The following is a 25,683-nucleotide window of genomic DNA, read 5'->3' as shown; positions in this document are numbered from 1 at the left end:
GTCGGCGTGGTCGGGAGGCGGTCGACCAGGCCGCGGTCCTGCCGAGGTCAGCTGTGGCCGGAGGGGCCCGGCGGGTTGGGTCAGCTGTCGCTGGATGAGGGCTGGCGGGTGCTACTCGAGCGGGCCACGCGCAGGGCGATGACGATCCCGGCGGCGACGAGGGCCACCGCGGCGACGATCCAGACCCAGGCGGGTGGGCCGCTTCCGTCCTCGGCGCCGGTCGCGGCGGTGTTCTCGTGGGCGGGGGCGCTGGTGTCCACGGCCTCGCTCTCCACGGCCTCGCTCTCCGCGGGCGGCTGCGTGGGTGTCGACTCCGTGGTGCTCCGCGTCGGGGGCGTGGCGGGCGTCGTCAGGGCGAAGCGGATGGTGCCCGACACCGCGTCGCCGTCGGATGAGATGACGCGGTACACGAGCGTGTAGGCGCCCGCCGGGCCGCTGGCCTGCACCGGAACGGTCACCTCGGCACCGGCGACGGCGGGTGAGCCGACCGTCCAGCGCGCGCCGCCCGGACCGCTGATCTCCACCACGTTCGGCGCCGGGCTCACCGGCTCGCTGAACGTCAGCCGCACCTGGGCCGGGGCCGTCGCCACCGAAGCGTCCTGGGCCGGGTCGCTCGCGATCAGCTCCGCGTGCGCCGCCGCCGGGGTCGCCGTCAGGACCAGCGTGAGCGTGCTCAGCAGGGTCGTTGCCAGGAGGCGGCGGAAGCTCATGTCCGAATCATGCCAGCTCCGTGCCCGTCCCGCGGCAGCGGGCCTGGAAAACGCTTTCCCGCTCCGATAACCCGCGCGAATAGTCACCCATACCCCCTCCGACCTCGACTTGTGCGACCCCCGAGCGCGGAACATGTTGGCAGGGCTGTAGAACAGAGTGCATGCAGACGCTTCCGTTGTACGCCAAACAGGTTGGGCTCACGTCGGCGGGCAGACACGCGTCCTTGTTCGACGAGTTGCCGAACGATGTCGCCGCCTTGTCCTCGGCGGCCCAGGGAGTGTTGATCCACGAGCACCTCGCCGGCTCGTACGGGGTGGAGCTCAGCGACTCGGACCGGGAGACCGTGCACGTGCGGCCGGTGGAGGAGCTGCTGGACCACGTCGTCGCCAGGGACCCTCGGCCGCTCGACGTCCCGCGTGAGCCCGCCGCGCGGGTTCCGGCGAACTGTCGACACTTCACCGTGTTGCTCGTGTCGATGCTGCGGGCCAAGGGGGTTCCCGCCCGCGCCCGCTGTGGTTTCGGCGGGTACTTCATCAGCGGTGTCAACGAGGACCACTGGGTGGCCGAGTACTGGCGAGACGACCGGTGGCGCCTCGCCGACGCGCAGCTCGACGAGCACCAGCGGGAGATGTTCCCGATCGACTTCGACCCCACCGACGTGCCCCGGAACGGGTTCCTCATCGCCGGCGACGCGTGGGCGCGCTGCCGTGAGGGGGAGGCGGACCCGGACACGTTCGGCCTGAGCTTCACCGGTGAGGCCGGGTTCTGGTGGATCGCGAGCAACATGGTGCGCGACGTGGCCGCGCTGAACAACGCGGAGATGCTGCCCTGGGACGTCTGGGGCTCGATGCCGGGGCCGGACGACCGGCTCGACGAGGACCGGGTGCGGCTGTTCGACCACCTGTCCGAGCTGACCGCCGCGCCGGACGAGAACTTCGAGCAGTTGCGCGCGCTTTACGAGTCCGACGAGCGGCTGCGTGTGCCGCGGGTCGTGCACAACGTCGTGCGGTCACGCAACGAGGAGGTCGGCCCGCGGCTGCCCGGGCACGAAAGGTAGATCGGTCCTAACTAGACAAAAACCGGCTCGCCGTGTCCGTTGTGGACGCAGCGAGCCGGGTTGGTCGGGGAGGGTCGATCAGATCGGCACTTCCAGCACCGGAGCGATTCCCTCCTGCTCGTCGATCAGCTCGAAGCGGATGATGTCCTGCTGGGACATGTCGACGATCCCTGAGGCGCGGACGGCCTCCCGGGCGCCGGCGCCGCCGGGCGGGGACCGCCAGGCGGTCACACGCTTGTGCTCGCCGAACCGCGACACCGCGTAGAGCGTGCCCTGGCGCTGCCCGTCGACCTCGTAGAGCAGGAGGTCGACCTCGGTCCCGTCGGCGACGGGTTCGACAGTGATGATCGCCGTGATCCCGGTCTCCGGGTCGGTGCCGTTGACGGTGTGGGCGCCGGCGACCGCGTCGGAGGGCGCGGTGGTGGCCTGCGTCGAGGGAACGGCCACCTGGTCGCCGGGCTCGCCGCCGCCGGACAGGCTGATCACCACACCCACGACCATCGCCACCGCGACGACCGCGGCCGCCGACAGCCACATGGGCTTGGCCATCCGCCGGCCGCCGGCCCGTCCGGCAGGCAGGGAGTCCCTCGCCTTGGTCGGCGGCTTCGCCGGTGCCTTGGATGCCTTGGCGGGTGCTTTCGCCGTGGGCTTGGTCGCCGGTCGGGCGGCGGGCGTGAGCGCGGGGGAGGACGCCTGGACGTCCGCGCCCCCGGCCCGGGTGCCGGCCGGCTTGTGCCGGCCGGTGCCCTCGGGCCGGTTGGTGGCGGGTGGTTGGCCGGCACGGCCGGCGGCTGGAGTGCCTGCCGGTGGGGTGGCCGGCTTGTGCCGGCCCGTCCCGGTGGCGGCAGGGTGCTGCCCGGTGCCCTCGGCGCGGGTGCGGCCGGCGATCGGGGTGCCCGCCGGTGGGGTCGCCGGCTTGTGGCGGCCCGTGCCTTCGACGCGGGAGCGCCCGGCGACCGGACTTCCTGCCGGCGGCGTGGCGGGCTTGTGCCGGCCTGTTCCGTCGGGGCGGCCTCCCGCGGGGGTGCCTCCCGGCGGGGTCGCCGGCTGGTGGCGGCCCGTCCCGTCCGGGCGAGGGCGGCCGTGGGGTGCCGCTCCCGGCGGGGGGACGGCGGGCAGGCGTCGGCCGGTGCCGTCGGCTCCGGGGGGTGGGGTCGCGGGGTTCGGCCGGCCGGGCAGGATGGGGCGGGCGCTGCCGTTGGCACGAGGGCCCGCCCCCGCGGGCGGGGCGTGTCCCGGGACGGGCCTCGGGCCCCCGTTCGTCGGGGGGTGGGCGCCGGGACGTGGGGGAACCTTGTGCGGCTGGGTCGCACCGGCCGGCCGCTGTTGCGGCGGCACGGCCGGCATCGAGGGCATCGACGCGGTCCGCGGTGACGAACGTCTCGATGTCGGCGGCGGCCCCAGCTTCGAGAAGTCGATCAGGTCCGACAGCGGTGGCGGCGCCGGTGGCGCGGCCTTGCCCGGCTTCAGCATGTCCAGCGCCGCCGGCATGTCGGCCAGCTCGATGAACTCACGTCGGCACTGCTCGCACTGCGCGAAGTGCTTCTCGTAGGCGGCTTCGTCCGGTTCGTCCAGTATGCCCAGGACGTAGGCCCCTACGTCCACGTGGCGTGGTGCGGTCATCGTCGGTTACTCCCCGTCCCGAAGCTGCTGCCGCAGTGCGCGCAGGGCGTAGTACACCCGCGACTTCACCGTTCCCGGCGGCACCCCGAGCACTGCCGCCGCCTCGTTGACCGTCCGGTCACGCAGGTACGTCTCCGCGAGCGCCTCTCGGTGCTCGGGGCTCAACCCCTGCAGAGCCTCGGCGACGACCATGGCGGACAGCGATTTCTCCGACCCGTCCGGGATCGGCATGGCCTCCAGCGGCGCGGCGTCCACCTCCCTCGGGCGAGCACTGTGACTCCGCCGTCCGTCGATGACGATACGACGCGCCACCGTGTACAGCCAGGCACGAAGCATGCCTGGCTCCCGATCCAGTCGATCGGCATTGCGCCAGGCGCGAACCAGGGTCTCCTGCACGACGTCCTCCGCCCACTGTCGGTCATTGCCCGTGAGGTGCAGCACATGTCCGAACAGCGCGCCACCGAACTCGCGGTAGAGCATCCTGACCAACGCCTCGTTTCTGTCCGAGACGTCTTCCGCGCCGGCCAAGTCGAGTCTTGAACGCCGGCTCACGGCGCACATCGTGGACCTTGGGCAACCAGATGTCGAGTGACCTACGTCACACTTGTCGTGGCGTCGTGATTGAACCGTGACTCCCGGGTTTCCGTATCTGCTGGTGACCGCACGTGCTGGTGACCAAGGAAATCCTTGCGAAGAAAGGAAAATCTCCATGAGCACCCGATGCGACCGCATCGCCCCGCCCGCCCCGTACACCAGACACGGCGGGCGCGGCGAGAGCGACGAGGTCTGAGTCCCCAGTGGACGGACTCGTTCGCGGTCGCGTCGTGGCAGAGGCGTCGCTGGCCCTGCTCATCCCGCTGGATGCTGCGGTCCACGGGAGGAGCAGGCCGGTGACGTCCCGCCAACCACGAACCGATCCCACCACGCCGGCGACTACGCCGGCCATCCCGGCTGTGGGCCGACGAGCTCAGCAGCGGGCCACCCGACAGACGGCCCGGACCATGACCTTCTTGGAGGGCACCGGACTGGTCAACGTCAACACAACGCCGGTGGAGACGGCGGTGAGCGGCGGCGCGGGGACGACAGGTCCCCAGCCGGTCGCACCATCCCCGGCCTCCACCGAGCCGATCGAGCCGGCAACGGCTCCGGCGACACCGATCACCCAGGGCGCCTCGATTCCGGTCGTGTCCGCTCCAGGACCGACGGCGGGAACGGCGTCGACCCCGGCCTGGTGGTCGTCATCTGCGTCGCCCAGATCGGCCTGACCGCGGGGCTGCCACGGCCGCTCCAGCGCTGAGCTCCCCCGAACGCACAGAAACAGAAACTGCGAGGCAAGAGCATGGGAAGACACCAGATACCGCGGCATCTGCGCCGACGGCTGATCGCCGCGGGTACGGCCGCGGTCTGCATCCTCGGCACGGCTGTCGGAATCGGCATCTACGGTGCCGCGCAGGCCGACAACGAGGCGGCACCCCGTCCGGTGCCGTGTCTGCCGGATGTCCCACCCCCCGCGTCCAGCGAGGTCGTTCCTCCGCCGGCGGAGTCCGCTCCGCCCGAGGAGAGCGCACCCCCGGAGGAGTCAGCCCCGCCGGCGGAGTCGGCTCCGGCCGAGGAGGCTCCCCCCGCCGAGGAGGCTCCCCCAGCTGAGGAGGCTCCGCCCGCCGAAGGGGCTACCGAGGAGCAGCCACCCGCCGGGGAAGCCCCTGCCGAGGAGGCCCCTGCCGAGGAGGCTCCCGCCGAGGAGCAGCCGGTCGAGGGTGCTCAGGAGGAAGTGCAGAACTTCGGGCTGACCTCCGCCCAGGGCCTGCGTCCCCCGAGGGGCCAGCAGCCGACCGAGGAGGCCCCCGCCGAGGAGCAGCCGCCGGCCGAGGAGCAGCCCAGCGAGCAGCCGCCGGCCGAGGAGCAGCCCACCGGTGAGGCTCCCGAGGGTGAGCCGCCGGTGAGCACCGACCCGAACGAGGTTCCCGGCGAGCAGGGCCCGCCGCCCGCCGAGACCGTCCCGCCGGTGCCCTCCGAGGCTCCCGAGGAGGACTTCGGCAACGAGGAGTGCACGAACGAGCTCGGCCCGTTCCCGCAGGACTTCGTGAACATCCGCCAGGTCCCGGTGAACAACCTCGCGGCCTCGCCGCGGACCGGCCGGGGCGGCTCGCGCGGCACGTTCATCTCCCGCTGCGGCACCAACGGTGAAGGCCACTTCAACAACGACAACTTCATCGTCTCGCCCGGCGTCGTCAACGGCGCCCACCACCTGCACGACTACGTCGGCAACACGGACGCCAGTGCCGCCTCGACCAACGAGAGCCTCGCCGCGGCGGACACGACCTGTGCCCAGGGCGACCTGTCGACGTACTTCTGGCCGGTGCTGCGTCTGCGTGACGCCAACGGCGGCGGCGCGCCCGACGAGGCCAACGCCCACAACGTCGGCACGGTGCTCCGTCCGGCCGCGGTCCAGCTCCAGTTCCGGGGCAACGCCCGGTCCCGGGTCGTCGCGATGCCGCAGTTCCTCCGGGTGCTGACCGGTAACGCCAAGGCCCAGACCCAGGGCGGGACCAACGCCAACGCCAAGTGGACCTGCACCGGTTTCACCAACCGGATCACCGACAAGTACCCGCTCTGCCCCCGCGGCAGCCAGGTCCAGCGCATCGCTGACTTCCCGGGCTGCTGGGACGGGCAGAACACCGACAGCGCGAACCACCGCACGCACGTGGCGTTCGCCGACCAGAGGGGGGCGTGCCCGCAGGGCTTCCAGGCAGTGCCGCAGCTGCGGATCACACTGACCTACAACATCCCCCGGGGCGCCATCTACGCTGTCGACGCCTTCCCCGATGAGCTGCACAGCCCGATCACCGATCACAACGACTTCGTCAACGTCATGCCGACGCAGTTGATGAACCGGGTCGTGCGCTGCATCAACAGCGGCCGGAACTGCTGATCCTCCCGCGTCCGCGGTTCCGGCGGGCGGGCAGGTCGGGGCTCCGCCGACCTGCCCGCCGTACCCGTCCCTAGCCCCTTCGGAGGAGTCTGGTGCACATCTACCTGGCGGCTGCCGACGCCGGGCACGACAGTGGCGTGCTCGAGGTGTCGACGCTGTCGGCCCGACTCGCGTACGCACTCATGTGCCTGACGCTGGTCTGGGGCGTGCTGACCAGTACCGGATGGGTCAACCGGATCACTGGCCGCGAGGCGCTGCGCAACAGCCACCAGATCCTGGCCACCCTGGCCATGGCGTTCGCGGCCGTCCACGGCACCACCCTGCTGATGCTCGACAGCGGAGCGTTCCGCTTCGTCGACGTGTTCGTTCCGTTCACCGGAACACTGCGCTACGCCTTCGGCACCCTCGCCCTCGAGGGCATGCTGGCCGCCTCGATCGCGGTCGGGCTCAAGCGCTGGATGTCCTACTGGCGCTGGGCGTGGATCCACCGGCTCACCTACCCGGCCTTCGTCCTGGGCGTCATCCACGCCTTCTTCGGCGCGCTCGCCAGCGGCACGCTGTCCGCGGTGTGGCTCGGCGGGATCACCCTGCTGGTGCCCACGGTCGTGGTGATGTGCCTGCGGTTCATGCCGGCCCGGGCGCTGTCCACCGCCGGCCTGGTGGAGGACCGGCGATGAGCGCGCGCAAGACGAAGACCGCGAGCGGGACGGGTACCAGGGACCGCTCGCGCCACCACCTGAGCGTGGACAACGACCGCTGCCGTCGCTACGGGATCTGTGTCGCGGAGGCGCCGACACTGTTCCGCATGTCGACCGACGGCGGTCTCCGGTACCTGCGATCGGTGCCGGCCACGGAGATCGAGCAGGCGAAGGCGGCTGTGCGCAGCTGCCCGATGCTCGCGATCGCGTTGAACGAGAGGCGTTAGATGGGTCGGGAGCGAATCGTCGTCGTCGGCGGCGGGGCCGCAGGGCTCCGTGCCGCCGAACGGTTGCGAGAGCTGAACTTCGGTGGTGAGCTGGTCATCATCGGGGAGGAGCCCTACCGCACCTATCACCGTCCGGGGCTGACCAAGCACCTGCTGACGGGCACCGCCCGCCCCCGCGACCTCGTCCTGCCGGTGCTCACCGACCTCGACGCGGTCTGGCGCTACGGCGTGCGGGCCTCGCACCTGGAGCCGGACGAGCACGTGCTGCACCTGCCCGGCGGCGAGGAGATCGACTACGACGGCCTGGTCATCGCGACCGGCTCACAGGCCAAGCACCTGCCGGGCGCCCCCCGGCACGACCCGAGGGTGCACGTGGTGCGTACGGTCGCCGACGCGGTCGCCGTGCAGAAGAGCCTGCGCCGCGGCAAGGGCGGCCTCGCGGTCATCGGCAGCGGCTTCCTCGCCTGTGAGCTGGCCTCGGCCGCCCGGGCACTGGGTCGCGACGCGACGATCGTCACCAAGGACAGCGGCCTGCTGACCAGGGTGCCCGGCACCGACCTCGGTGAGACGGTCACCGCCCTGCACGACGCGCACGGCGTGCAGATCATCACCGAGGCCGAGGTGCACCACTGGGTGCGCCAGAGCGACGGCGTGGCGATGCACCTCACGACCGGGCAGGTCGTGGTCGCGAGCTGTGTCGTGCTGGCCGTCGGCGCTGTGCCCGCGGTGAGCTGGCTGCGCGGCTCCGGCCTGATCCTCGACGACGGCGTGATGTGCGACGCGACCTGCCACGCCATTGGCGCCGACGACGTCGTCGCGGCCGGTGACGTGGCGCGCTGGCCGAACCTGAGGTTCGACACCGCCCCCCGCCGCGTCGAGCACTGGCTGAACGCCGTCGAGATGGGCCGGGCCGCCGCGGAGAACCTGCTGGCCGGCCGGGAGGCGGCAAAGCCGTTCACGCCCCTGCCCCGGTTCTGGACCGACCAGCACGGCATGCGCATCCAGGGCGCCGGGCTTCCCGCGCTCGCCCAGGACACGGTGCCGCTGGCCGGTTCGGTGAACGTGGGCCACCGGATCACCGGGTACGTGAGCAACGGCGAGCTGCTCGGGGTGATGGGCTTCGACAGCCCGAAGGGGATGCTGCACTGGACCGCCGAGCTGGACGAACGGACCACCGAGGCGATGCGGCGGCGCCCAGCGCCGGTGCGCGCCGCGGCCCCGGCGGCGCCGGAACCCGCGCCGGCGCCGGAGGTCGAGGCGGAGAGCCAGACCGAGATCCGGGTCATCCGGCGGTCGGTGCCGGTGCCGGCGGTCGGCGCCATGGCCTCCGCCGGCGGCATGTCCGCCGGCTCCGAGCACGGCCCCGCGAACTCCTGGTCGGCCCTGCCGTCCGACCGCGGTTCGGCACTGCCGCCCGGCGGTGGCGGCGGTGGCGGCGGCAGGGACCAGCGTCCGCTCGGGCCGGAGATCTCCTGGCCCTCGCGGGCGAGGGGTACCGGGCCGTCGATCCCGCCGATCGACCCGATGGACGGGCCCCCGCTCGGGCCCGAGGACTCGTGGCCCTCGATGCGGCCGGCGGCACGGCCGAGCGACTCCTGGCCGGAGCTGCCCTCGGTCCAGGCGATGGACTCGTGGTTGTCGATGCCGGCCGTCGACTCGGCGCCCAGGCTTCCGGTCGTGCGCAAGCCGGACCCCGGGGTGGATCCCCCGACCCCGGACCGGACGGCGCTCGAGTCGACGGCAGTGCGGACACCACCCCCGGCGGCCCCCGCCACCACGTCGGCGGTTCGCCCCCCGGTGCCGCCCCCCAACGCACTGGAGACGACGATGGTCCGGCCGGAGCCGGCGGTGGAGCCCCCACCCCCGGCCCGACCGGTCGGCCCGATGGACTCGATGCCCTCGATGCCCGCGGTTCGCGCGGGTGGTCCGGCGCCGTCGGGGCGGCGCTCGGATGTCGGGCGCTCGGTTGGTTCTGGTGACTCGAAGCACCGGACCACAGCGGAGGAGGTGACTGACTCGATACCCCCGGTCGGTAGTACGGACTCGGCGCCCTTCGGGCGGCGTTCTCGGGAGGCCGCGGATCCCACCCAGTCGATCCCGGTGGTTCGGGAGACCAACCTGACCCGGGCACAGCGGCGAGCCCAGGCGGAGGTGATGACCGAGTCGATCGCCGCTACGCCTCTCTCGCGCACCAAGTCGCCCTGGCCGTCGGTGGCCGCGCCGAGCGAGCCGGCCGCCGGTCCGGCGCTGGCCTCCGTCCCGCTGATGAAGCCGGCGGGGGAGCAGCGTTCCGGTCGCCACGCGGCGCCGGACGACGAGCCGCCGCCGCTGCCTCCCGCGCGGCGCAACGGTCGCTCGCGGAGCGGCTCCCACAGCGCGCCCGAGGTTCCTCCGGCGCCGGCCAGGTTCTCCGCCCCCGGTGCGTCCTCGACGGCGGTTCCCGCCGCCCCCGTGCGGGAGACCCCGCCGCCGACCCGCGCGAGGTTCTCCGGGGCCACCTCTCCGGGGCTGCCACCGGCCCGCGCCGCCACGCCGCCGGTGCAGACCAGGTTCGTCGCCCCCAGCACGTCGCGGGCCACCTCGTCGGCGGCACGCCTGCTGCCCGCGGACCTGTCCCCGCCCAGCCTGTCCCAGCCCAGCCTCCCGCCGACGCGGCCGGGCGACCACGGCTTGGCACAGGGCTTGGCACAGGGCTTGGCACAGGGCTCCGCACAGGCCTCCGCGCACCGGCTCGCACCGGTCGAGCGACGGCCGAGCGAGAGACCCGCCACCCGGGCCACGTCGTCGTTCGCCGGCGCTTCGCCGGTGGATGCGACCTCGCCCGGGACCTCGGCGGCGACCGCCTCGTCGTCGGGGATGCCGCCGGCCTACGCGTTCTCGCCGGGCGTCGAGCCGCCGCGGTCCGCGCGCGGGGTGCCGCCGGTGCAGGACCCCCGTGCCTCCTCCGCGCGCATGCGTCCGGTCGACCCGCCGAGCCGCAACGGCCGTCCGGTGAACGGATCGTCCGCCGGGTGGGCGGGTGCCTCCTCGTCCGGCATGCCGCCGGTCAACGGCTCCGCGCTCTCCTCGAGCGAGGTCACCGAGGTCCGGTCGCTGACCGGCTCGTCCTGGAACGGCCGCCCGGCGAGCGGTTCCGCTGCTGGGTTGCCGCCGGTGGAGGCTCCGCCGGTGAACGGGTCGGGTGGCCCGTCGTGGGGCGGCAGGCCGGTGAACGGGTCGAGTGGTTCGTCCTGGGATGGCAGGCCGGTGAATGGTTCTGCTGCTGGGTTGCCGCCGGTGGAGGCTCCGCCGGTGAACGGGTCGGGTGGCCCGTCCTGGGGCGGCAGGCCGGTGAACGGGTCCGCGGCCGGGATGCCCCCGGTCGGGAACGGTCGCCCGGTGAACGGCGCCGCCCAGGTCTCCTCGCCCGGGATGCCGCGGGTCGGTGACCCGTCGGCGTCCGGTCGGTGGCCCTCGGCCGTCGCCTCCTCGCCGGGGATGCCTCCGGCTCGTGGTTTCGGCGGGGTGGCGCCGCAGGCGTCCTCCCCGGGGATGCCGCCGGCCCGCGGCCCGATGGGGCCGCAGGCGTCCTCGCCCGGGATGTGGCCGGCTACCGGCTCCTCGCCGGGGATGCCGCGGGTCGGTGACCCGTCGGCGTCCGGTCGGTGGCCCTCGGCCGTCGCCTCCTCGCCGGGGATGCCTCCGGCGACCGCGTCCTCGCGCGGCATGGCGCCGGCCCACGAGGCCACCCGGCCGCCGTGGCCGGAACCCCCCTCCTCCGGCGGGATGCCCGCGGTCGCTCGGCAGGCGCCGCCGCCGGTGACCGTGCCCGACACGCCACCGCGGGAGCGGTTGTTCGCCTCGGTTCCCCCGGCCGAGGCGCCGACCCCGCCGGCCCACCCGGCCGACGACCGCACGGCCCGACCCCTGAGCCCATCCGACCCCCCGCCCCCCGACAGCCGCGCGGCCGGTCAACCCCCAGCCGGCCGCGCGGCACCCATCCTCCCCGACCCGCCCAAGCCCGCACGGGGCGGTTCCGCCCGGAAGAGCTCGTCCCGGCGCCGCCGGAGCACGACCGAGATGCCGCCCCCCGGCACGGTCTCCGCGCTGCCACCGGTGACCAGGTCGAAGCCGGGCATCGAGGACCCCTCGCGGTACGAGGAGATCACCCCGATGGGTTGATCGGCGTGCCGGGCACCGTCGCCCAGCCGTCCACTTTCACGTCACGACCCCCCTTGTCGGGGTGAAACGCGCGCGCGGCGCGGGATGTCGCCCGAACGGGCGGACCCGCGCCGCGCTCGTATCTGCCCCCCTCGCCACCGCTCCATACCTCCCGGGAAGTTTTTTCCCACCTGGAGTGGACGACGTGAGAAGGGCGGACAGCATGCTGGGTTCCAGCATTGCCTCGCGGGCCAGAGCACGGGCCTGGTGGCGAGAGATCGTCGGACTGGTCGGTGGCACGGCGCTGGTTCTGGGCGCCGCGGCACCGGCGGGCGCGGCACCGGAAGGCGACAAGCCGGCCGAGGCGCCCTACGTAGCGCCGACGGTCGGCAAGACCCGGCTGGCCACCTCGGCCGCGCCCGCGCCGCTGGCCATCGACGAGAAGGTCCCCGGCCCGGAGACCAGGCCCAACGGCCCCAACAAGCGGATCGTCGGGGGCGCGCCCGCGAGCCTGGGCGAGTACCCCTACTTCGTCTCACTGCAGAGCTCCAGCGGCGGCACGGGCGACTTCTTCTGCGGCGGCTCCCTGCTGACCACGACCAAGGTGCTCACCGCGGCGCACTGCGTCGACGGCGGCACAACCCCGGCGAGCCTCCAGGTGACCGTCGGTGGAACCACGCTGTCGGGCGGCGACGTCGGCGTGGTGCGCAACATCAGCGGGATCGCCGTCCATCCCGGCTGGAACCCCGGCACCTTCCAGAACGACGTCGCCGTGCTGACCCTCGCCAGCCCCATCACCCGTACCGACAGCGGTGCGCAGTGGCTGCGGCTGGCGCAGGGCAACGAGCTCAACCTGGTCGACCCGGGCGACACCTCGACGGTCATCGGGCACGGCTCCACCGGCCTCGCCTCGTCGTCCAACCAGCTGCTCGAGGTGGCCGTGCCGATCCAGGCGGACGCGACCATGACCCAGCCCCAGGTCTACGGCTCGGACTTCGACCCGGCGACGATGATCGGTGCCGGTCCGCTGGCCGGCGGCCAGGACTCCTGCCAGGGCGACTCGGGCGGCCCACTGGTGATCACCTCGCCGACGCAGGACATCCAGGTCGGCGACGTCAGCTGGGGTACCGGCTGTGCGCTGCCGAACAAGCCGGGTGTCTACGGCGAGCTGCACCAGGGCGGCATGCAGAGCTTCGTCAACAGCCAGATCCTGCGGCCGGGCAACGACCGCTTCGGCTCCGCCCAGGCGCTGTCGGGCAACGCGGGCTCGGTGACCGGCAGCAACGACAGCGCCACGCTCGACCCGGGCGAGGCCGGTGTGGAGGCGTCGGTCTGGTACACGTGGACGCCGACCGAGTCCGGCAACGCGCAGATCGCGGTGAACCAGCACGGGTTCGACTCGCAGGTGAACGTCTACACCGGAGCGTCGGTCACCGGCCTGTCCGCCGTGGCGAGCAACGACGACGCCAACGGCTCGCTCCAGTCCGAGGTCGAGTTCAACGCCGTCGCCGGCACCACCTACCGGATCCAGGTCGACGGTTTCGGCTTCGACTACGGCACCTACCGGCTCAGCTACGGCGTGAACCGCCCCGACAACGACGACGTCGCGAGCGCGCCGGACCTCGCCCGCGCGGCCGGCGGCCCGGTGTTCGTCAGCACCGCCCGCGCGACCGGTCAGGCCGGCGAGCCCGCCGCGGTCTTCGCCCGGGGCGACTCCTCGGTCTGGTACCGGTGGACCGCGCCGGAGTCCGGTACGGCCAGGTTCTCCACCTTCGGCTCGAACTACGACACGACGCTGGCCGCCTACACCGGGTCGCTGCCGTCCATGGTGCAGGTCGCGGCCAACGACGACAGCAACGGCATGCTCCAGTCGTTGATGTCGTTCCCGGCCACCGCCGGCACGACCTACCTGATCCAGCTCAGCGGCTACGCCGGCGGACGGGGGAACGCGGTCCTCGGCCATGCCGTGAACCCGCCGAGCAACGACCTGTTCAACGACGCCACGCCGATCGCGGGGGCGGCCGGCGCGAGGTCCGGGTCGAACGCGCGGGCCACCGCCGAGCCGGGTGAGCCGAACTTCGGGTCCACGCCGGACGCCTCGATCTGGTGGCGCTGGACCGCACCCGCGTCGGCCACGTTCCGGTTCGGCACGGCGGGGTCGGACTTCGACACGGTCCTCGCCGCGGCCGCCAACGAGTCCGGCGTCGAGCTGACCGCGACGGCGTTCAACGACGACGCCAACGGGACGCTGCAGTCACAGATCGAGTTCACCGCCTCGGCGGGCACGACGTACTGGATCTGGGTCGACGGCTACAACGTCCACCGGGGCACCGTCCAGCTCGCCTGGTCCCAGCTGTAGACCGCACGCGGCCGGTGTCCGGGCACTCCCGGGCACCGGCCGCGCGGCGTGTTCTCCGTGCTCTACTCGGGATGCCCCGGTTCGCGCTTGAGCGCGTTGAGGATCCGCTTCATCACGTCGTCGTCGAGGTTGGTGGAGGACTCCTCCTCGGCCGGGCGGACGGCCGCCGCTCGGGTGGTCCCGCGTCGGGGCAGCGGAACCACGGTCGCGTCCATCCCCGTCGGCAGCGGAAGGTCCGACCAGATCATCTGGCGTCCGCCGGGCAGGATCTCGACGCCACTGCTCGAGGTGGGCAGCTCCGGGGGCACCACGAGGCGTGGCACCACCCGGTCGTCCTCGATCTCCACCGACAGCCGGCTTCCGGACAATCGAAGCCGGACGGTGATCATCGCGGGAGGCGCGGACTTGTCGACCTCGCCGACCACGGCACGCACCAGGCTCCTGGTGGTGTTCGCGACGTCGTCGAGCATCGACGTGACCCGCCATTCGGTCAGGGTGAACCGCACGAAGAGATCTGCGCAGTTCATGGCGCTTGGCAGCGCGACGAGCCGGAGGTCGTCGACCTGCACGGTCTGGTCGTGCACGGGTTCCTTCCACCGCTTCAGCAGGCAACTGACGCCAGATCTTGCCTCCAACCGGGGCTGTATTGCAAACCCCGGGTCGTCAACCGGCGGGCGCGACGCGACGAGCGGCACCGGGTGAGATCCCCACCACGCGCTTGAAGGCGCGGCTGAACGCGGCTTCGGACTGGTAGCCGAGCCGCGCGGCCAGCGCCGCGACCGTGGCGCCGTCCTCGCGCAGCCACTCGCGCGCCAGGTACATCCGCCACCGGGTGACGTACCGCATGGCCGGCTCGTCCACGAGCTCGGTGAAGCGCGCGGCGAACGCGGAGCGGGACATGGCGAGCTCGTCGGCGAGCGCGGCGACGGTCCACGGTCGCGCCGGGTCCTGGTGGATCAGCGTGATCGCGCGGCCGACGACCGGGTCCCGCAGGGCGCCGAGCCATCCCGTTCCGGCCGCGGGGGCGTTGTCGATCCAGGTCCGGATCGCCTGGATCACCAGGAGGTCGGACAGCCGGGTGATCACCGTCTCGCCGCCGGGGCGCAGCTCCCGCGCCTCCGCGGCGAGCAGGCGCAGCGTGCTGTGCATCCAGTCCTCGCGCAGTCCCTCGCCGGGTTCGAGGTGGACGATCCGGGGGAGCAGGTCGACCAGGTGCCGGGCGGCCGGATGCTCGATCCGCACCGCCCCGCAGACCAGCGTCGCCGGCGTGCCGCCTCCGCCGTGCCGCAGGATCGCGTAGCGGTCGCTCTCGTAGTCGTGGTGCAGCCGGTCGATCCGGGGAGCCGGGACGCCCGCGGCGCTACGTAGGACGTGGCCCTCGCCGTGGGGGACCAGCGCGAGCTCGCCGGTCCGCAGCGTCATCGTCTCCTGGCCGACCTCGAGCAGGCACTGCCCCGAGGTCACGACGTGGAACCAGAGGTGGTCGGGCATCGGGTGCAGGGCCATGCCCCAGGGGGCGGTCAGCTCGGAGCGGCAGTAGAACCGGCCGACCAGGTGCAGGAAGTGCAGCGCCTCGCCGAGCGGGTCCGCCGCGACGGGATTGTCACGCACGTGCCCAGGATGGCCGCGCAGGCACCGACAGTCCATCGCTGCTGGACGAACGGGCAGGAAAGTTGGTCTGCTGGGCATGGTACGTCCGATCCCGCCTCGTGAAACTGGACTCGAAGCAATTCCGAGCGCCGAGGAGGCGACCATGGGAACGATCACTGTGCTGGGGGCGACCGGCAACACGGGGCGAGCGGTCACGCTGACCCTGCTGCGCGAGGGCCACCAGGTCCGGGCGCTGGGCCGCGGTGCCGGGCGGCTGGCCCCGCTCGGCGAGGCCGGGGCCGAGGTGCGCGTCGGCGACCCGACCGACGTCGGCTACCTGACCGAGGCCTTCCGCGGCGTGGACGCGGTGTACACGCTGTTGCCCAACGACCCGACCTGGCCGGACTTCCGCGCACGCACCGCCCGGCTGGGCACCGCGGTCGTGGCCGCCGCCGCGGCGGCCGAGGTGGGGCACCTGGTGGCGCTGAGCTCGCTCGGCGCGGAGTCCTCGATGGACACTGGGCTGGTGACCACCCTGCACGACCAGGAGGTCCGCCTGCGCACGCTGGTCGGGACGAACGTGCTGCTGCTGCGGCCCGGCCTGTTCTTCGAGAGCTTCCTCCCCGTGCTGGCGGGCGTGCGCCACGAGGGCCGGTTGACCGACGTCGTCGCGCCGGAGGTGGCCGTGCCCATGGTGGCGAGCCGAGACGTGGCCGCGGTCGCCGCCGCCGCGCTGTCCACACGGGACTGGGAGGGCGTCGCGGTCCGGGAGGTGTTGGGGCCGCGGGACCTCACCTACCCGGAGGTGGCCTCGATCCTCGGCGCGGCCGTCGGGCAGCCGGACCTGCCCTACCTCCCGGTGCCGTACGCGGACATGGCCGCCGGCCTGGTCGCCGCCGGGATGTCGGAGGAGGCGGCTGACCTGCACGTGCGGCTGGGCCGCGCGCTCAACGAGGGCAGGGTCGCGAGCCAGGGCCGCACCTCGGCCGCCACCACCCCGACCGACCTCACCGACTTCGCCCCGACGCTCGCCGAGGCCGACCGGGCGGTGCCGGCCTGACGGGTTCGACCACCGGGCCTACAACCGGGTCCATGCCTCGGTGAGGACGCCGCGCAGGATCTGCTCGATCTCCGCGAACTGGGCCTCCTCGCAGATCAGCGGGGGCGCCAGCTGGACGACCGGGTCGCCCCGGTCGTCCGCGCGGCAGTACAACCCGTTCTCGAACAGGGCGCGGGACAGGAAGCCGCGCAGCAGCGCCTCGGACTCGGCCTCGTCGAAGGTCTCCCGGGTCGTCCTGTCCTTCACCAGCTCGATGCCGAAGAAGTAGCCGTCGCCGCGCACGTCGCCGACGATCGGGAGGTCGCGGAGGCGGTCGAGGTAGGAGCGGAACAGGTCGGTGTTGCGCCGCACGTGGCCGTTGAGGTCCTCGCGGGCGAACAGGTCGAGGTTGGCCAGCGCGACGGCCGAGGCCACCGGGTGCCCGCCGAAGGTCACGCCGTGGGCGAACCAGTTGGTGCCGGTGCGGAACGGCTCGGCCAGGCGGTCGCTGGCCAGCATTGCCCCGAGCGGGACGTAGCCGCTGGTCAGTCCCTTGGCGCAGGTGATGATGTCGGGCTGGTAGCCGTAGCGCTGGGCGCCGAAGTACTCCCCGAGGCGCCCGAAGGCGCAGATCACCTCGTCGGACACCAGCAGCACGTCGTGGCGGTCGCAGATCTCCCGCACGCGCTGGAAGTACCCGGGCGGGGGCGGGAAGCAGCCGCCCGCGTTCTGCACCGGTTCCAGGTAGACCGCCGCGACCGTGTCCGCGCCCTCGAACAGGATCGCCTCCTCGATCCGGTCCGCCGCCCACCGCCCGAACGCCTCGGCGTCGGTGCCGTCCGGACCGGCCGTGCCCGCGGGCGCCCGGTACAGGTTCGTGTTCGGGACCCGGATCGTCGAGGGCACCAGCGGTTCGAAGTCGGCCTTCAGGCCGGGCAGCCCGGTGATCGACAACGCCCCCATCGACGTCCCGTGGTAGGCGATCGAACGGGAGATCACCTTGTGCTTCGTGGGCTTGCCGACGAGCCGGAAGTAGGCCCGGGCGAGCTTCCAGGCGCTCTCCACCGCCTCGGAGCCGCCGGTGGTGAAGAAGACCTGGTTCAGGTCGCCGGGTGCCAGCGAGGCCAGCCGCTCGGCCAGCTCGACGGCCTTGGGGTGGGCGTAGGACCAGATGGGGAAGTACGCGAGCTCGCGGGCCTGTTTGGCGGCGGCGTCCGCGAGCTCCTCCCGACCGTGGCCGACCTGCACCACGAACAGCCCGGACAGCCCGTCGAGGTAGCGCTTGCCGTTGCTGTCGAACAGGTAGGCGCCGTCGCCGCGGACGATCGTGGGCACCGGGGCGTCCGCGTAGGACGACATCCGGGTGAAGTGCATCCAGAGGTGGTCGGCGGCTCGGGAGTCGATGCTGGCCATGGATCGGTTATCGCACACGAAGCCGTGCCTGACAAGAGCGAAGACAAACGAATCCGTAGTGTGGACGACTTAGTGCTACGGATTTCGTGGTCAGGGTGTGCCCCAGGAGTAGGTCTGCTTGCGCAGCTTCAGGTACACGAACGCCTCGGTCGTGGTCACCCCGGGCACCGCGCGGATCTCCTTGAGGATCTCCAGCAGGTGGTCGTCGTTGCGGGCGACGACCTCGGCCAGCAGGTCGAACGAACCCGCGGTGATCACTACGTAGTCCACCTCGGGGATGTCGGCGAGCCGGTCCGCGGTCTCCTCGAGATCGGCCGAGGTCCGCAGCCCGACCATGGCCTGCCGGGCGAAGCCCAGCTGGAGCGGGTCGGTGACCGCCACGATCTGCACCACGCCGGCGTCGAGCAGTCGCTGCACCCGCTGGCGCACGGCCGCCTCCGAGAGCCCGACCGCCCGGCCGATCGTGGCGTAGGGTCGCCGCCCGTCCTCCTGCAGCTGCTCGATGATCCCCTTGGCCACGTCGTCGAGCAGGGCGTGCTGGCCACCCTCGCGCACCACAACGCGTCGCTCCGGTGCGGAATCCGCCATTCAGTCCTCCCTGGTTACGCCAATAAGTCTGCCGTATTTCGTTGCGTAGCGCGATGGTGACAACGGAATCCCTTGTGAGGAGCCCAGTCGCCTGTCAGTATCAGTCGCCATGCGAACGAGGCGGCTCTCCCCGGAGGCGGCTGCGGTGCTCGACGCGACGTGGTCGCGCCGGACGGTACTGCGCGGCCTGCTCACCGCGGGCGCCGCGGTCGGCGCCGGGAGCATGCTGAGCGCGTGCGGCATGCGCGGCACCCGGCAGAGCCCGGACAGCTGCCGCAGCACCGACGAGTCCGCCGACGACCCACGGCTCACGATCTCCAACTGGCCGCTCTACATCGACGTCGACGAGAACGACGAGAGCCGGCGGCCGACGCTGGACGCCTTCGTCGCGAGTACCGGCATCGACGTGACCTACCAGGAGGACGTCAACGACAACAACGAGTTCTTCGGCAAGGTGCGCAACCAGCTCTCCGCCTGCCAGCCGGTCGACCGGGACATCATGGTCCTCACCGACTGGATGGCAGCCCGGATGATCCGCCTGGGCTGGGTGCAGAAGCTCGACCGGTCGGCCCTGCCCAACGTCGAGGCGAACCTGCTCGACTCGCTGCGCGGCCGTTCCTGGGACCCGGGGACCGACTACGCCGTGCCCTGGCAGACCGGCCTCGCCGGGATCGCCTACAACGGCACCGTCGCCAAGGAGGTCCGCACCGTCGAGGAGTTGCTCACCCGGCCCGACCTGCACGGCAAGGTCACCTGCCTGTCGGAGATGCGCGACACGATGGGCCTGATCATGTTGTCGATGGGCCACGACCCGGCCGACTTCACCGAGGACCAGTTCGACGAGGCGCTCACCACCCTCCAGGTGGCCGTCGACTCCGGACAGATCCGCCGGTTCACCGGCAACGACTACGCCCAGGAGCTGGCCAGGGGCGACATCGCCGCGTGCGTCGGCTGGTCCGGCGACGTCATCCAGCTCAACTTCACCGACGAGAACATCCGGTTCGTCACGCCCGAGTCCGGCGTCATGCTGTGGTCGGACAACATGCAGGTGCCGAACCGGGCGACCCACCGCGCCAACGCGCAGGAGTGGATCAACTACTACTACGAGCCCGCGGTCGCCGCCGAGCTCGCGGCGTACGTCAACTACATCTGTCCGGTCCAGGGTGCTCAGGCCGAGATGGAGAAGATCGACCCGGAGCTCGCGGCCAACCCGCTGATCTTCCCGGACGAGTCCGTGCTGTCCACGGCGAAGGTCTTCATGGCGCTGAACGAGGCCCAGGAGCGCATCTTCGAGCAGAAGTTCCAGCAGGTGATCGGAGCGTAGCGGCATGGCTGAGGACCTTGTTCTGACCGGCGTCACCAAGCGGTTCGGCACGATGACCGCCGTCGACGAGCTGAGCCTGACCGTGCCGCAGGGCAGCTTCTTCGCGCTGCTCGGCGCCTCCGGCTGCGGCAAGACCACCACCCTGCGCATGGTCGCCGGGCTCGAGGAGCCGAGCGTGGGCACCATCCGGCTCGGTGACCAGGACATCACCGCGCTGCGCCCGTACCGCCGGCCGGTCAACACCGTCTTCCAGAGCTACGCCCTGTTCCCGCACCTGGACATCGGCGAGAACATCGCGTTCGGCCTGCGCCGGCGCGGCCGCCGCGACGTCGCGGCCAAGGTGGCCGAGATGCTCGAGCTGGTCCAGTTACCCGGGTACGAGAAACGCAGGCCCGCCCAGCTCTCCGGTGGCCAGCAGCAGCGCGTCGCACTGGCCAGGGCGCTGGTGAACGAGCCGCGGGTGCTGCTGCTCGACGAGCCGCTCGGGGCCCTGGACCTCAAGCTGCGGCGCCAGATGCAGATCGAGCTCAAGCGCATCCAGACCGAGGTCGGCACGACGTTCCTGCACGTCACCCACGACCAGGAGGAGGCCATGTGGATGGCCGACACGGTCGCGGTGATGAACGAGGGCCGAATCGAGCAGCAGGGCGCGCCGACCGACATCTACGAGTTCCCCGTGAACCCATTCGTCTCGAACTTCCTCGGCCAGTCCAACCTGTTCGCCGCCGAGGTCGCCGGCCGCTCCGGTGCGGACCTCGAGCTGACCGCGCACGGCGCCCGGTTCGCGGCACCGGCCGCCCGCGCGCGCTCCACCGAGGGGCGGGTGTGGTTGGGCGTGCGCCCGGAGAAGGTGCGGCTCACGGCCCCGGGCGAGCCGGCCCCGGCCGGGCACAACCAGGTGCGCGGCGTGCTCACCGACACCTGCTACGCCGGGGTGAGCACCGAGTACCTGCTGCGGACTCCCTGGGACCAGGAGATGTCGGTGTTCTCGGCGAACCAGTCGGCGGGCGAGCCGCTCGCGCCGGGTACGGAGGTCGTCGCCTACTGGTACCCGGCGCACTCGTTCGTCCTGGACCGACCGGCGGGGTCGGGTGACGAGGTCGCGCAGTACGCGGCCGACCCGCTGGGCGTCGCGCCGTGACGGCCGCTGTCGGTGCGGCCGCGGGTGCCGCTACCCCCGGCGGCCCGCCGCCGGTGCCGGTGGAGGCGGTGGCGGGACGGCGGAGGCGGCGGCTCACGCCCTACCTGCTGCTGCTCCCCGGCGGCCTCTGGCTGCTGCTGTTCTTCGTGGTGCCCTCGGTCCAGCTCGCCGGCACCAGCCTCTACGACCGGTCGGGCAGCCTGGAGACCGGCTACTCGCAGACCTTCGCCTTCGTCAACTACCTCGACGCGATCGGGGCCTACTGGCCGCACCTGCTGCGCTCGGCCGGCTACGCCGGCATCGCCACGGTGATCTGCCTGGTGCTCGGCTACCCGCTGGCCTACGCCATCGCGCACAAGGCCGGCCGGTGGCGCACCCTGCTGCTGGTGTGCGTCATCGCACCGTTCTTCACCACGTTCCTGGTCCGCACGCTGGCCTGGAAGTCGATCCTGTCGGACAACGGTCCGGTGGTGGGGGTCCTACGCGCCGTCCCGTTCGTTCCCGACGACTTCCGGTTGCTCGCCACCCCCGCGGCGGTGGTGTGCGGGCTGGTGTACAACTTCCTGCCGTTCATGGTGCTGCCGCTCTACGCCAGCCTGGAGCGGCTCGACGGGCGGCTGCTCGAGGCGGCCGGAGACCTGTACGCGAAGCCGGTGACGACCTTCCGCTGGGTCACGCTGCCGCTGTCCATGCCCGGCGTGGTGGCCGGCACGCTGCTCACGTTCATCCCCGCCGCCGGCGACTACATCAACGCCGAGCTGCTCGGCACGCCCAACCAGTACATGGTGGGCAACGTGATCGACTCGGCGTTCCTGGTGCGGCTGGACTACCCGCAGGCCGCGGCGCTGTCGTTCCTGCTGATGGCCACGATTCTGGTGATGGTCCTGTCCTATGTGCGTGCCGCTGGAACAGAGGAGGTGGTCTGAGTGCACCGCTTCTGGCGCTGGCTGGCCGACCACTGGGTGCTCGCGGTCGGCCTGCTGGTCCTGGCCTATCTGTTCCTGCCGATCCTCGTGGTGTTCCTGCTGTCGCTGAACCGCCCGACCAGCCGGCTGTCCTACGACCTGTCCGCCCAGTGGACGTTGGACTACTGGCTGCACCCCTTCGCCACCGCGGGGATCGGCGACGCGCTGCGGGTCAGCGTGGGGATCGCGCTGGTCGCGACGGTCCTGGCCACCGTGCTCGGCACGCTGATGGCGTTCGCCATGGCGCGGCACCGCTTCCGCGGTCGGGCGACCGCCAACGTACTGGTGTTCCTGCCGATGGCGACACCGGAGGTGGTGCTGGGCTCGTCGCTGCTGGCGCTGTTCGTCACGCTGCGGGTGCCGCTGGGGTTCTGGACGGTCGTCGTCGCCCACGTCCTGTTCTGCCTGTCGTTCGTGGTCGTCACGGTCAAGGCACGGCTCGCCGGCCTGGACCCGCGGCTGCAGGAGGCGGCGATGGACCTCTACGCCGACGAGTGGCAGACCTTCCGCAGGGTGACGCTGCCGCTGGTGCTGCCCGGCGTCGCGGCCGCGGCGATGCTGTCGCTGTCGCTGTCCTTCGACGACTTCATCATCACCAACTTCAACTCCGGCACGACGGTGACCTTCCCGATGTTCGTCTGGGGCGCGGCCCAGCGCGGGATTCCCCGGGAGGTCAACGTGATCGGCACCGCGGTGTTCCTGCTCGCGTTCGTACTGGTGCTGGTCGTGCAGCTGCGCGGGCGGCGGAAGGCAAGGGTCGTATGAGGGTGCTGCAGGTGGGGGCCGGCGCGGTCGGCTCGGCGGCCGTGTCGATCGCGGCCAGGCGGGACTTCTTCGAGTCCTATGTGGTCGCCGACTACGAGTTCGACCGCGCGAGCGCCGCGACGCCGGACGCCCGCTTCACCGCCGCGGCGCTCGACGCCTCGTCGTCGGCGGCGGTGACCGAGCTGTGCCAGGCCCACCGGATCACCCACGTTCTCAACGCGGTCGACCCGCGCTTCGTCATGCCGATCTTCGACGGGGCCCTGGCCGCCGGCGCGGACTACCTCGACATGGCGATGTCGTTGTCCACAAGGGACGGTGTGAAGCTGGGCGACGAGCAGTTCGCGGCGGCGGCGGACTGGTCCTCGGCCGGTCGGCTGGCGCTCGTGGGCATGGGTGTGGAGCCCGGGCTCTCCGACGTGTTCGCCCGCCACGCCGCCGACACCCTGTTCTCCTCCATCGACGAGATCGGGGTGCGGGACGGGGCGAACCTCGTCGTGTCCGGCTACGACTTCGCCCCCACGTTCTCGATCTGGACGACGATCGAGGAGTGCCTGAACCCGCCGGTGGTCTGGGAACGCAGCCGGGGCTGGTACACCACCGAGCCGTTCTCCGAGCCCGAGGTGTTCGACTTCCCGGAGGGCATCGGCCCGGTCGAGTGCGTGAACGTGGAGCACGAGGAGGTGCTGCTGATCCCGCGCTGGGTGGAGGCGAACCGGGTGACGTTCAAGTACGGCCTCGGTACGGAGTTCATCGACGTCCTGCGCACGCTGCACAAGCTGGGCCTGGACTCGACCGACCCGGTGCGGGTGGGCGGGGTGTCGGTGTCCCCGCGCGACGTGGTGGCCGCCTGCCTGCCCGACCCGGCGCGGCTCGGGCCGAGGATGACCGGTCGCACCTGCGCGGGCACGTGGGTGCGCGGTACGGGACTGTCCGGCGAGCCGCGCGAGGTCTACCTCTACCACGTCGTGGACAACGAGTGGTCGATGCGCGAGTACGGCCACCAGGCCGTCGCCTGGCAGACCGCGATCAACCCCGTGGTGGCGCTGGAGCTGCTGGCGACCGGTGCCTGGAAGGGCGTTGGCGTGCTCGGCCCGGAGGCGTTCCCCGCCGCGCCCTTCCTGGACCTGCTCACCGAGTACGGCTCACCCTGGGGCCTGCGCGAGGAGCGGTGAGTGGCACCGTGTGGACATGCCGGAGTTCCGTGTGCACGGCGAGCGTCGCTACGCCGTCCAGCATCACTACGCCGTACCTGACTCCGCCTGGCACGTCGAGCTGAGCGAGGCCGTGCCGGCGCCGGCCGAGTGGGCGGAGATCCCCGGCTCGGTCACCCACCTGGCCGGAGACGCCTTTCTGACGGCGGTGGTCCCCGACGAGGACCCGGAACGCGAGCCGACCGTCCACCTGCACGGCGCCGGCGAGACCGTCGTTCCCTACGAGATCATGCGCTGGTTCATGGACCAGGTGTCCGAGGAGGTGCGGCGTCGCGGTTAGCCCTCGATGTTGTGCATGACGTGCTTGAGTCGGGTGTAGTCCTCCAGGCCGTACATCGACAGGTCCTTGCCGTGGCCGGAGTGCTTGAAGCCGCCGTGGGGCATCTCGGAGATGAACGGGATGTGGGTGTTCACCCAGACGCAGCCGAAGTCCAGCCGCGCGGTCATCCGCATCGCGCGGCCGTGATCCCTCGTCCACACCGACGCGGCCAGGCCGTACTCGACGCCGTTGGCGAAGCGCACGGCCTCGTCCTCGTCGGTGAAGCGCTGGACGGTGATGACCGGGCCGAAGACCTCGTCCTGGATGATCTCGTCGTCCTGCCGCACGCCGGAGACCACCGTCGGGGCGTAGAAGAAGCCGCGCTCGCCGACCCGTGAACCGCCGGTGTGGACTGTGGCGTGGTCGGGCAGGCGGTCGACGAAGCCGCTCACCCGGTTCAGCTGGTTGGCGTTGTTCAACGGTCCATAGAGGACGTCCGGGTCGGACGGGGGACCGGTGCGAGTGTTCTTCGCCTGGTCGGTCAGCGCCGCGACCAGCTCCTCGTAGAGGCCGGGGGCCGCCAGTACCCGGGTGGCCGCGGTGCAGTCCTGGCCGCCGTTGAAGTAGCCGCCGACCGCGATCGCCTCGGCCGCGGCTGCCACGTCGGCGTCGTCGAACAGCACGACGGGGGCCTTGCCGCCGAGCTCGAGATGGGTGCGCTTGAGGTCGGCCGCCGCGGCGGTGGCGACCTCGCGCCCGGCCCGGGTGGAGCCGGTGATCGACACGAGCTGGGGCGTGGGGTGGGCGACCAGCGCGCGTCCGGTGTCACGGTCGCCGCACACCACGTTGAACACGCCGGGCGGGAAGCACTCGGCGGCGATCTCGGCCAGCAGAAGTGTCGACACCGGTGTGGTGTCGGAGGGCTTGAGTACCACCGTGTTGCCGGCGGCGATCGCCGGGGCGATCTTCCAGACGGCCATCATCAGGGGGTAGTTCCAGGGGGTGACCTGCGCGCAGACGCCGATCGGCTCGCGGCGGACGTAGCTGGTGTGGCCGGCGAGGTACTCGCCGGCCGACTTGCCTTCCAGGACGCGGGCGGCGCCGGCGAAGAACCGGAAGTGGTCGATCGAGGGCGGGAGCTCCTCGTCGAGCGTGAGCTGCCGCGGCTTGCCCGTGTTGCGGGTCTCCGCGTCGACGAGATCCTCGGCGCGCGCCTCGATCGCGTCGGCGAAGCGGAGCATGGCGAGCTGGCGTTCCCGGGGAGTGGCGGTGCCCCAGGTCTCGAAGGCGGTCGCGGCGGCGGCCATGGCGCGGTCGACGTCCTCGGGGCCGGAGACGGGAGCCGAGGCGAAGACGTCGCCGGTGCTGGGATCGACCAGGTCGGCGTACCGGCCGTCGACCGGCTCGGTGTGGGACCCGCCGACGAAGTTACGCAGGACCTGCTTCTCGGTCATGTCCGGGTCTCCCAGGGGTTGAGGATCGCGGCGGTCGAGTGCCATCTTCGCTACTGAATCCGTGTTGTTCAAGGGTCCTGGCAACTGGTTTCGTGTTGTTGTCGGGTCGCCGCTCGCGGTTGACTTGCTCCCTGCGGTCGCGGCTGTGTTTGATTGTTCGCTCCGCGCGTCCGCTTGACCGCCGTCT

At 72.0% G+C, this 25,683-nt stretch carries 22 protein-coding genes; 13 read left to right on the top strand and 9 right to left on the bottom strand.

The features are described 5' to 3' along the window. Positions 1-80: 80 nt before the first annotated feature. Positions 81-710, bottom strand: a complete 630-nt coding sequence (locus tag BU204_RS28485; RefSeq protein WP_075128860.1) for a copper resistance CopC family protein — start codon at positions 708-710, stop codon at positions 81-83. A gap of 161 nt (positions 711-871) precedes the next feature. Here BU204_RS28485 and BU204_RS28480 point away from each other — a divergent pair, with 161 nt between their 5' ends. Next, on the top strand, positions 872-1,768 hold the full coding sequence (locus tag BU204_RS28480) for a transglutaminase-like domain-containing protein (RefSeq protein WP_075128859.1): 897 nt from the start codon (positions 872-874) through the stop codon (positions 1,766-1,768). A gap of 78 nt (positions 1,769-1,846) precedes the next feature. Here BU204_RS28480 and BU204_RS28475 read toward each other — a convergent pair whose 3' ends face one another. From BU204_RS28475 to BU204_RS39485, 3 genes are all read right to left on the bottom strand, one after another. Continuing rightward, a complete protein-coding gene (locus BU204_RS28475) occupies positions 1,847-3,391 on the bottom strand; it encodes an anti-sigma factor family protein (RefSeq protein ID WP_143229814.1) in 1,545 nt (514 codons plus the stop codon). Positions 3,392-3,397: 6 nt separating this feature from the next. Continuing rightward, positions 3,398-3,952: a sigma-70 family RNA polymerase sigma factor gene (locus BU204_RS28470; RefSeq protein WP_075128857.1), complete on the bottom strand. Its 555-nt coding sequence runs from the start codon at positions 3,950-3,952 to the stop codon at positions 3,398-3,400. A gap of 406 nt (positions 3,953-4,358) precedes the next feature. Continuing rightward, entirely contained in the window at positions 4,359-4,553 is a 195-nt protein-coding gene (locus BU204_RS39485) for a hypothetical protein (protein WP_143229813.1), read from the bottom strand. A gap of 177 nt (positions 4,554-4,730) precedes the next feature. Between BU204_RS39485 and BU204_RS41530 the strand changes: the two genes are divergently transcribed. From BU204_RS41530 to BU204_RS28440, 5 genes are all read left to right on the top strand, one after another. Continuing rightward, a complete protein-coding gene (locus BU204_RS41530) occupies positions 4,731-6,323 on the top strand; it encodes a DUF1996 domain-containing protein (RefSeq protein ID WP_233160712.1) in 1,593 nt (530 codons plus the stop codon). Between the two features lie 92 nt (positions 6,324-6,415). After that, the gene (locus BU204_RS28455; RefSeq protein WP_233160710.1) at positions 6,416-7,000 is read left to right on the top strand and encodes a ferric reductase-like transmembrane domain-containing protein; all 585 of its coding nucleotides are present in this window, start codon (positions 6,416-6,418) and stop codon (positions 6,998-7,000) included. Beyond that, positions 6,997-7,248 carry a ferredoxin gene (locus BU204_RS28450; protein ID WP_083661721.1) on the top strand — a complete coding sequence of 84 codons (252 nt, stop codon included), beginning with the start codon at positions 6,997-6,999 and terminating at the stop codon, positions 7,246-7,248. The genes BU204_RS28455 and BU204_RS28450 overlap by 4 nt, the downstream gene beginning before the upstream one ends. Then, positions 7,249-11,409: an NAD(P)/FAD-dependent oxidoreductase gene (locus tag BU204_RS39480; protein ID WP_075128853.1), complete on the top strand. Its 4,161-nt coding sequence runs from the start codon at positions 7,249-7,251 to the stop codon at positions 11,407-11,409. Positions 11,410-11,611: 202 nt separating this feature from the next. Beyond that, the gene (locus BU204_RS28440; protein WP_075128852.1) at positions 11,612-13,747 is read left to right on the top strand and encodes a S1 family serine peptidase; all 2,136 of its coding nucleotides are present in this window, start codon (positions 11,612-11,614) and stop codon (positions 13,745-13,747) included. Positions 13,748-13,809: 62 nt separating this feature from the next. Here the strand turns inward: BU204_RS28440 and BU204_RS28435 are convergent, their stop codons facing one another. Both BU204_RS28435 and BU204_RS28430 read right to left on the bottom strand, forming a co-directional pair. Next, a complete protein-coding gene (locus BU204_RS28435; RefSeq protein ID WP_075128851.1) occupies positions 13,810-14,331 on the bottom strand; it encodes a hypothetical protein in 522 nt (173 codons plus the stop codon). 79 nt (positions 14,332-14,410) lie between these two features. Continuing rightward, on the bottom strand, positions 14,411-15,358 hold the full coding sequence (locus BU204_RS28430) for an AraC family transcriptional regulator (RefSeq protein ID WP_198943023.1): 948 nt from the start codon (positions 15,356-15,358) through the stop codon (positions 14,411-14,413). 142 nt (positions 15,359-15,500) lie between these two features. Between BU204_RS28430 and BU204_RS28425 the strand changes: the two genes are divergently transcribed. Then, on the top strand, positions 15,501-16,397 hold the full coding sequence (locus BU204_RS28425; RefSeq protein WP_075128849.1) for an NmrA family NAD(P)-binding protein: 897 nt from the start codon (positions 15,501-15,503) through the stop codon (positions 16,395-16,397). An 18-nt stretch (positions 16,398-16,415) separates the two neighbouring features. Here the strand turns inward: BU204_RS28425 and BU204_RS28420 are convergent, their stop codons facing one another. Both BU204_RS28420 and BU204_RS28415 read right to left on the bottom strand, forming a co-directional pair. Continuing rightward, positions 16,416-17,789 carry an aspartate aminotransferase family protein gene (locus BU204_RS28420; RefSeq protein ID WP_075128848.1) on the bottom strand — a complete coding sequence of 458 codons (1,374 nt, stop codon included), beginning with the start codon at positions 17,787-17,789 and terminating at the stop codon, positions 16,416-16,418. Positions 17,790-17,879: 90 nt separating this feature from the next. Continuing rightward, complete coding sequence (locus BU204_RS28415; protein WP_075128847.1) at positions 17,880-18,377, bottom strand: Lrp/AsnC family transcriptional regulator; 498 nt, start codon at positions 18,375-18,377, stop codon at positions 17,880-17,882. 109 nt (positions 18,378-18,486) lie between these two features. Here BU204_RS28415 and BU204_RS28410 point away from each other — a divergent pair, with 109 nt between their 5' ends. Genes BU204_RS28410 through BU204_RS28385 form a run of 6 tightly spaced genes read left to right on the top strand, consistent with a single transcriptional unit; the run spans position 18,487 to position 24,063 of the window. After that, a complete protein-coding gene (locus tag BU204_RS28410; protein ID WP_075128846.1) occupies positions 18,487-19,701 on the top strand; it encodes an ABC transporter substrate-binding protein in 1,215 nt (404 codons plus the stop codon). A 4-nt stretch (positions 19,702-19,705) separates the two neighbouring features. Further along, positions 19,706-20,842: an ABC transporter ATP-binding protein gene (locus tag BU204_RS28405; RefSeq protein ID WP_075128845.1), complete on the top strand. Its 1,137-nt coding sequence runs from the start codon at positions 19,706-19,708 to the stop codon at positions 20,840-20,842. Beyond that, positions 20,839-21,768, top strand: coding sequence for an ABC transporter permease (locus BU204_RS28400; protein WP_233160708.1), 930 nt, complete (start codon positions 20,839-20,841; stop codon positions 21,766-21,768). The genes BU204_RS28405 and BU204_RS28400 overlap by 4 nt, the downstream gene beginning before the upstream one ends. After that, positions 21,769-22,572, top strand: coding sequence for an ABC transporter permease (locus tag BU204_RS28395; RefSeq protein WP_075128844.1), 804 nt, complete (start codon positions 21,769-21,771; stop codon positions 22,570-22,572). Next, positions 22,569-23,744: a saccharopine dehydrogenase family protein gene (locus BU204_RS28390; RefSeq protein ID WP_075128843.1), complete on the top strand. Its 1,176-nt coding sequence runs from the start codon at positions 22,569-22,571 to the stop codon at positions 23,742-23,744. Before BU204_RS28395 ends, BU204_RS28390 begins: the two co-directional genes overlap by 4 nt. Positions 23,745-23,760: 16 nt before the next feature. Then, positions 23,761-24,063: a hypothetical protein gene (locus BU204_RS28385; RefSeq protein ID WP_075128898.1), complete on the top strand. Its 303-nt coding sequence runs from the start codon at positions 23,761-23,763 to the stop codon at positions 24,061-24,063. On the opposite strand, the gene BU204_RS28380 is transcribed toward BU204_RS28385, so the two are convergent. Further along, positions 24,060-25,496 (bottom strand): gamma-aminobutyraldehyde dehydrogenase, encoded by a 1,437-nt coding sequence (locus BU204_RS28380; protein ID WP_075128842.1) that lies wholly within the window; start codon positions 25,494-25,496, stop codon positions 24,060-24,062. The two genes, BU204_RS28385 and BU204_RS28380, sit on opposite strands and share 4 nt — an antisense overlap. Positions 25,497-25,683: the final 187 nt, after the last annotated feature.

This window comes from Actinophytocola xanthii, from assembly GCF_001921205.1.
GTDB lineage: Bacteria > Actinomycetota > Actinomycetes > Mycobacteriales > Pseudonocardiaceae > Actinophytocola > Actinophytocola xanthii.
This window is presented reverse-complemented; position numbering and strand designations above follow the sequence as displayed.

What these genes read in the sequence shown, in the direction of transcription:
- BU204_RS28485 (WP_075128860.1), bottom strand. Translation starts at nt 710, where the DNA reads ATGAGCTTCCGCCGCCTCCTGGCAACGACCCTGCTGAGCACGCTCACG.
- BU204_RS28480 (WP_075128859.1), top strand. Translation starts at nt 872, where the DNA reads ATGCAGACGCTTCCGTTGTACGCCAAACAGGTTGGGCTCACGTCGGCG.
- BU204_RS28475 (WP_143229814.1), bottom strand. Translation starts at nt 3,391, where the DNA reads ATGACCGCACCACGCCACGTGGACGTAGGGGCCTACGTCCTGGGCATA.
- BU204_RS28470 (WP_075128857.1), bottom strand. Translation starts at nt 3,952, where the DNA reads ATGTGCGCCGTGAGCCGGCGTTCAAGACTCGACTTGGCCGGCGCGGAA.
- BU204_RS41530 (WP_233160712.1), top strand. Translation starts at nt 4,731, where the DNA reads ATGGGAAGACACCAGATACCGCGGCATCTGCGCCGACGGCTGATCGCC.
- BU204_RS28450 (WP_083661721.1), top strand. Translation starts at nt 6,997, where the DNA reads ATGAGCGCGCGCAAGACGAAGACCGCGAGCGGGACGGGTACCAGGGAC.
- BU204_RS39480 (WP_075128853.1), top strand. Translation starts at nt 7,249, where the DNA reads ATGGGTCGGGAGCGAATCGTCGTCGTCGGCGGCGGGGCCGCAGGGCTC.
- BU204_RS28440 (WP_075128852.1), top strand. Translation starts at nt 11,612, where the DNA reads ATGCTGGGTTCCAGCATTGCCTCGCGGGCCAGAGCACGGGCCTGGTGG.
- BU204_RS28425 (WP_075128849.1), top strand. Translation starts at nt 15,501, where the DNA reads ATGGGAACGATCACTGTGCTGGGGGCGACCGGCAACACGGGGCGAGCG.
- BU204_RS28420 (WP_075128848.1), bottom strand. Translation starts at nt 17,789, where the DNA reads ATGGCCAGCATCGACTCCCGAGCCGCCGACCACCTCTGGATGCACTTC.
- BU204_RS28415 (WP_075128847.1), bottom strand. Translation starts at nt 18,377, where the DNA reads ATGGCGGATTCCGCACCGGAGCGACGCGTTGTGGTGCGCGAGGGTGGC.
- BU204_RS28410 (WP_075128846.1), top strand. Translation starts at nt 18,487, where the DNA reads ATGCGAACGAGGCGGCTCTCCCCGGAGGCGGCTGCGGTGCTCGACGCG.
- BU204_RS28405 (WP_075128845.1), top strand. Translation starts at nt 19,706, where the DNA reads ATGGCTGAGGACCTTGTTCTGACCGGCGTCACCAAGCGGTTCGGCACG.
- BU204_RS28390 (WP_075128843.1), top strand. Translation starts at nt 22,569, where the DNA reads ATGAGGGTGCTGCAGGTGGGGGCCGGCGCGGTCGGCTCGGCGGCCGTG.
- BU204_RS28385 (WP_075128898.1), top strand. Translation starts at nt 23,761, where the DNA reads ATGCCGGAGTTCCGTGTGCACGGCGAGCGTCGCTACGCCGTCCAGCAT.
- BU204_RS28380 (WP_075128842.1), bottom strand. Translation starts at nt 25,496, where the DNA reads ATGACCGAGAAGCAGGTCCTGCGTAACTTCGTCGGCGGGTCCCACACC.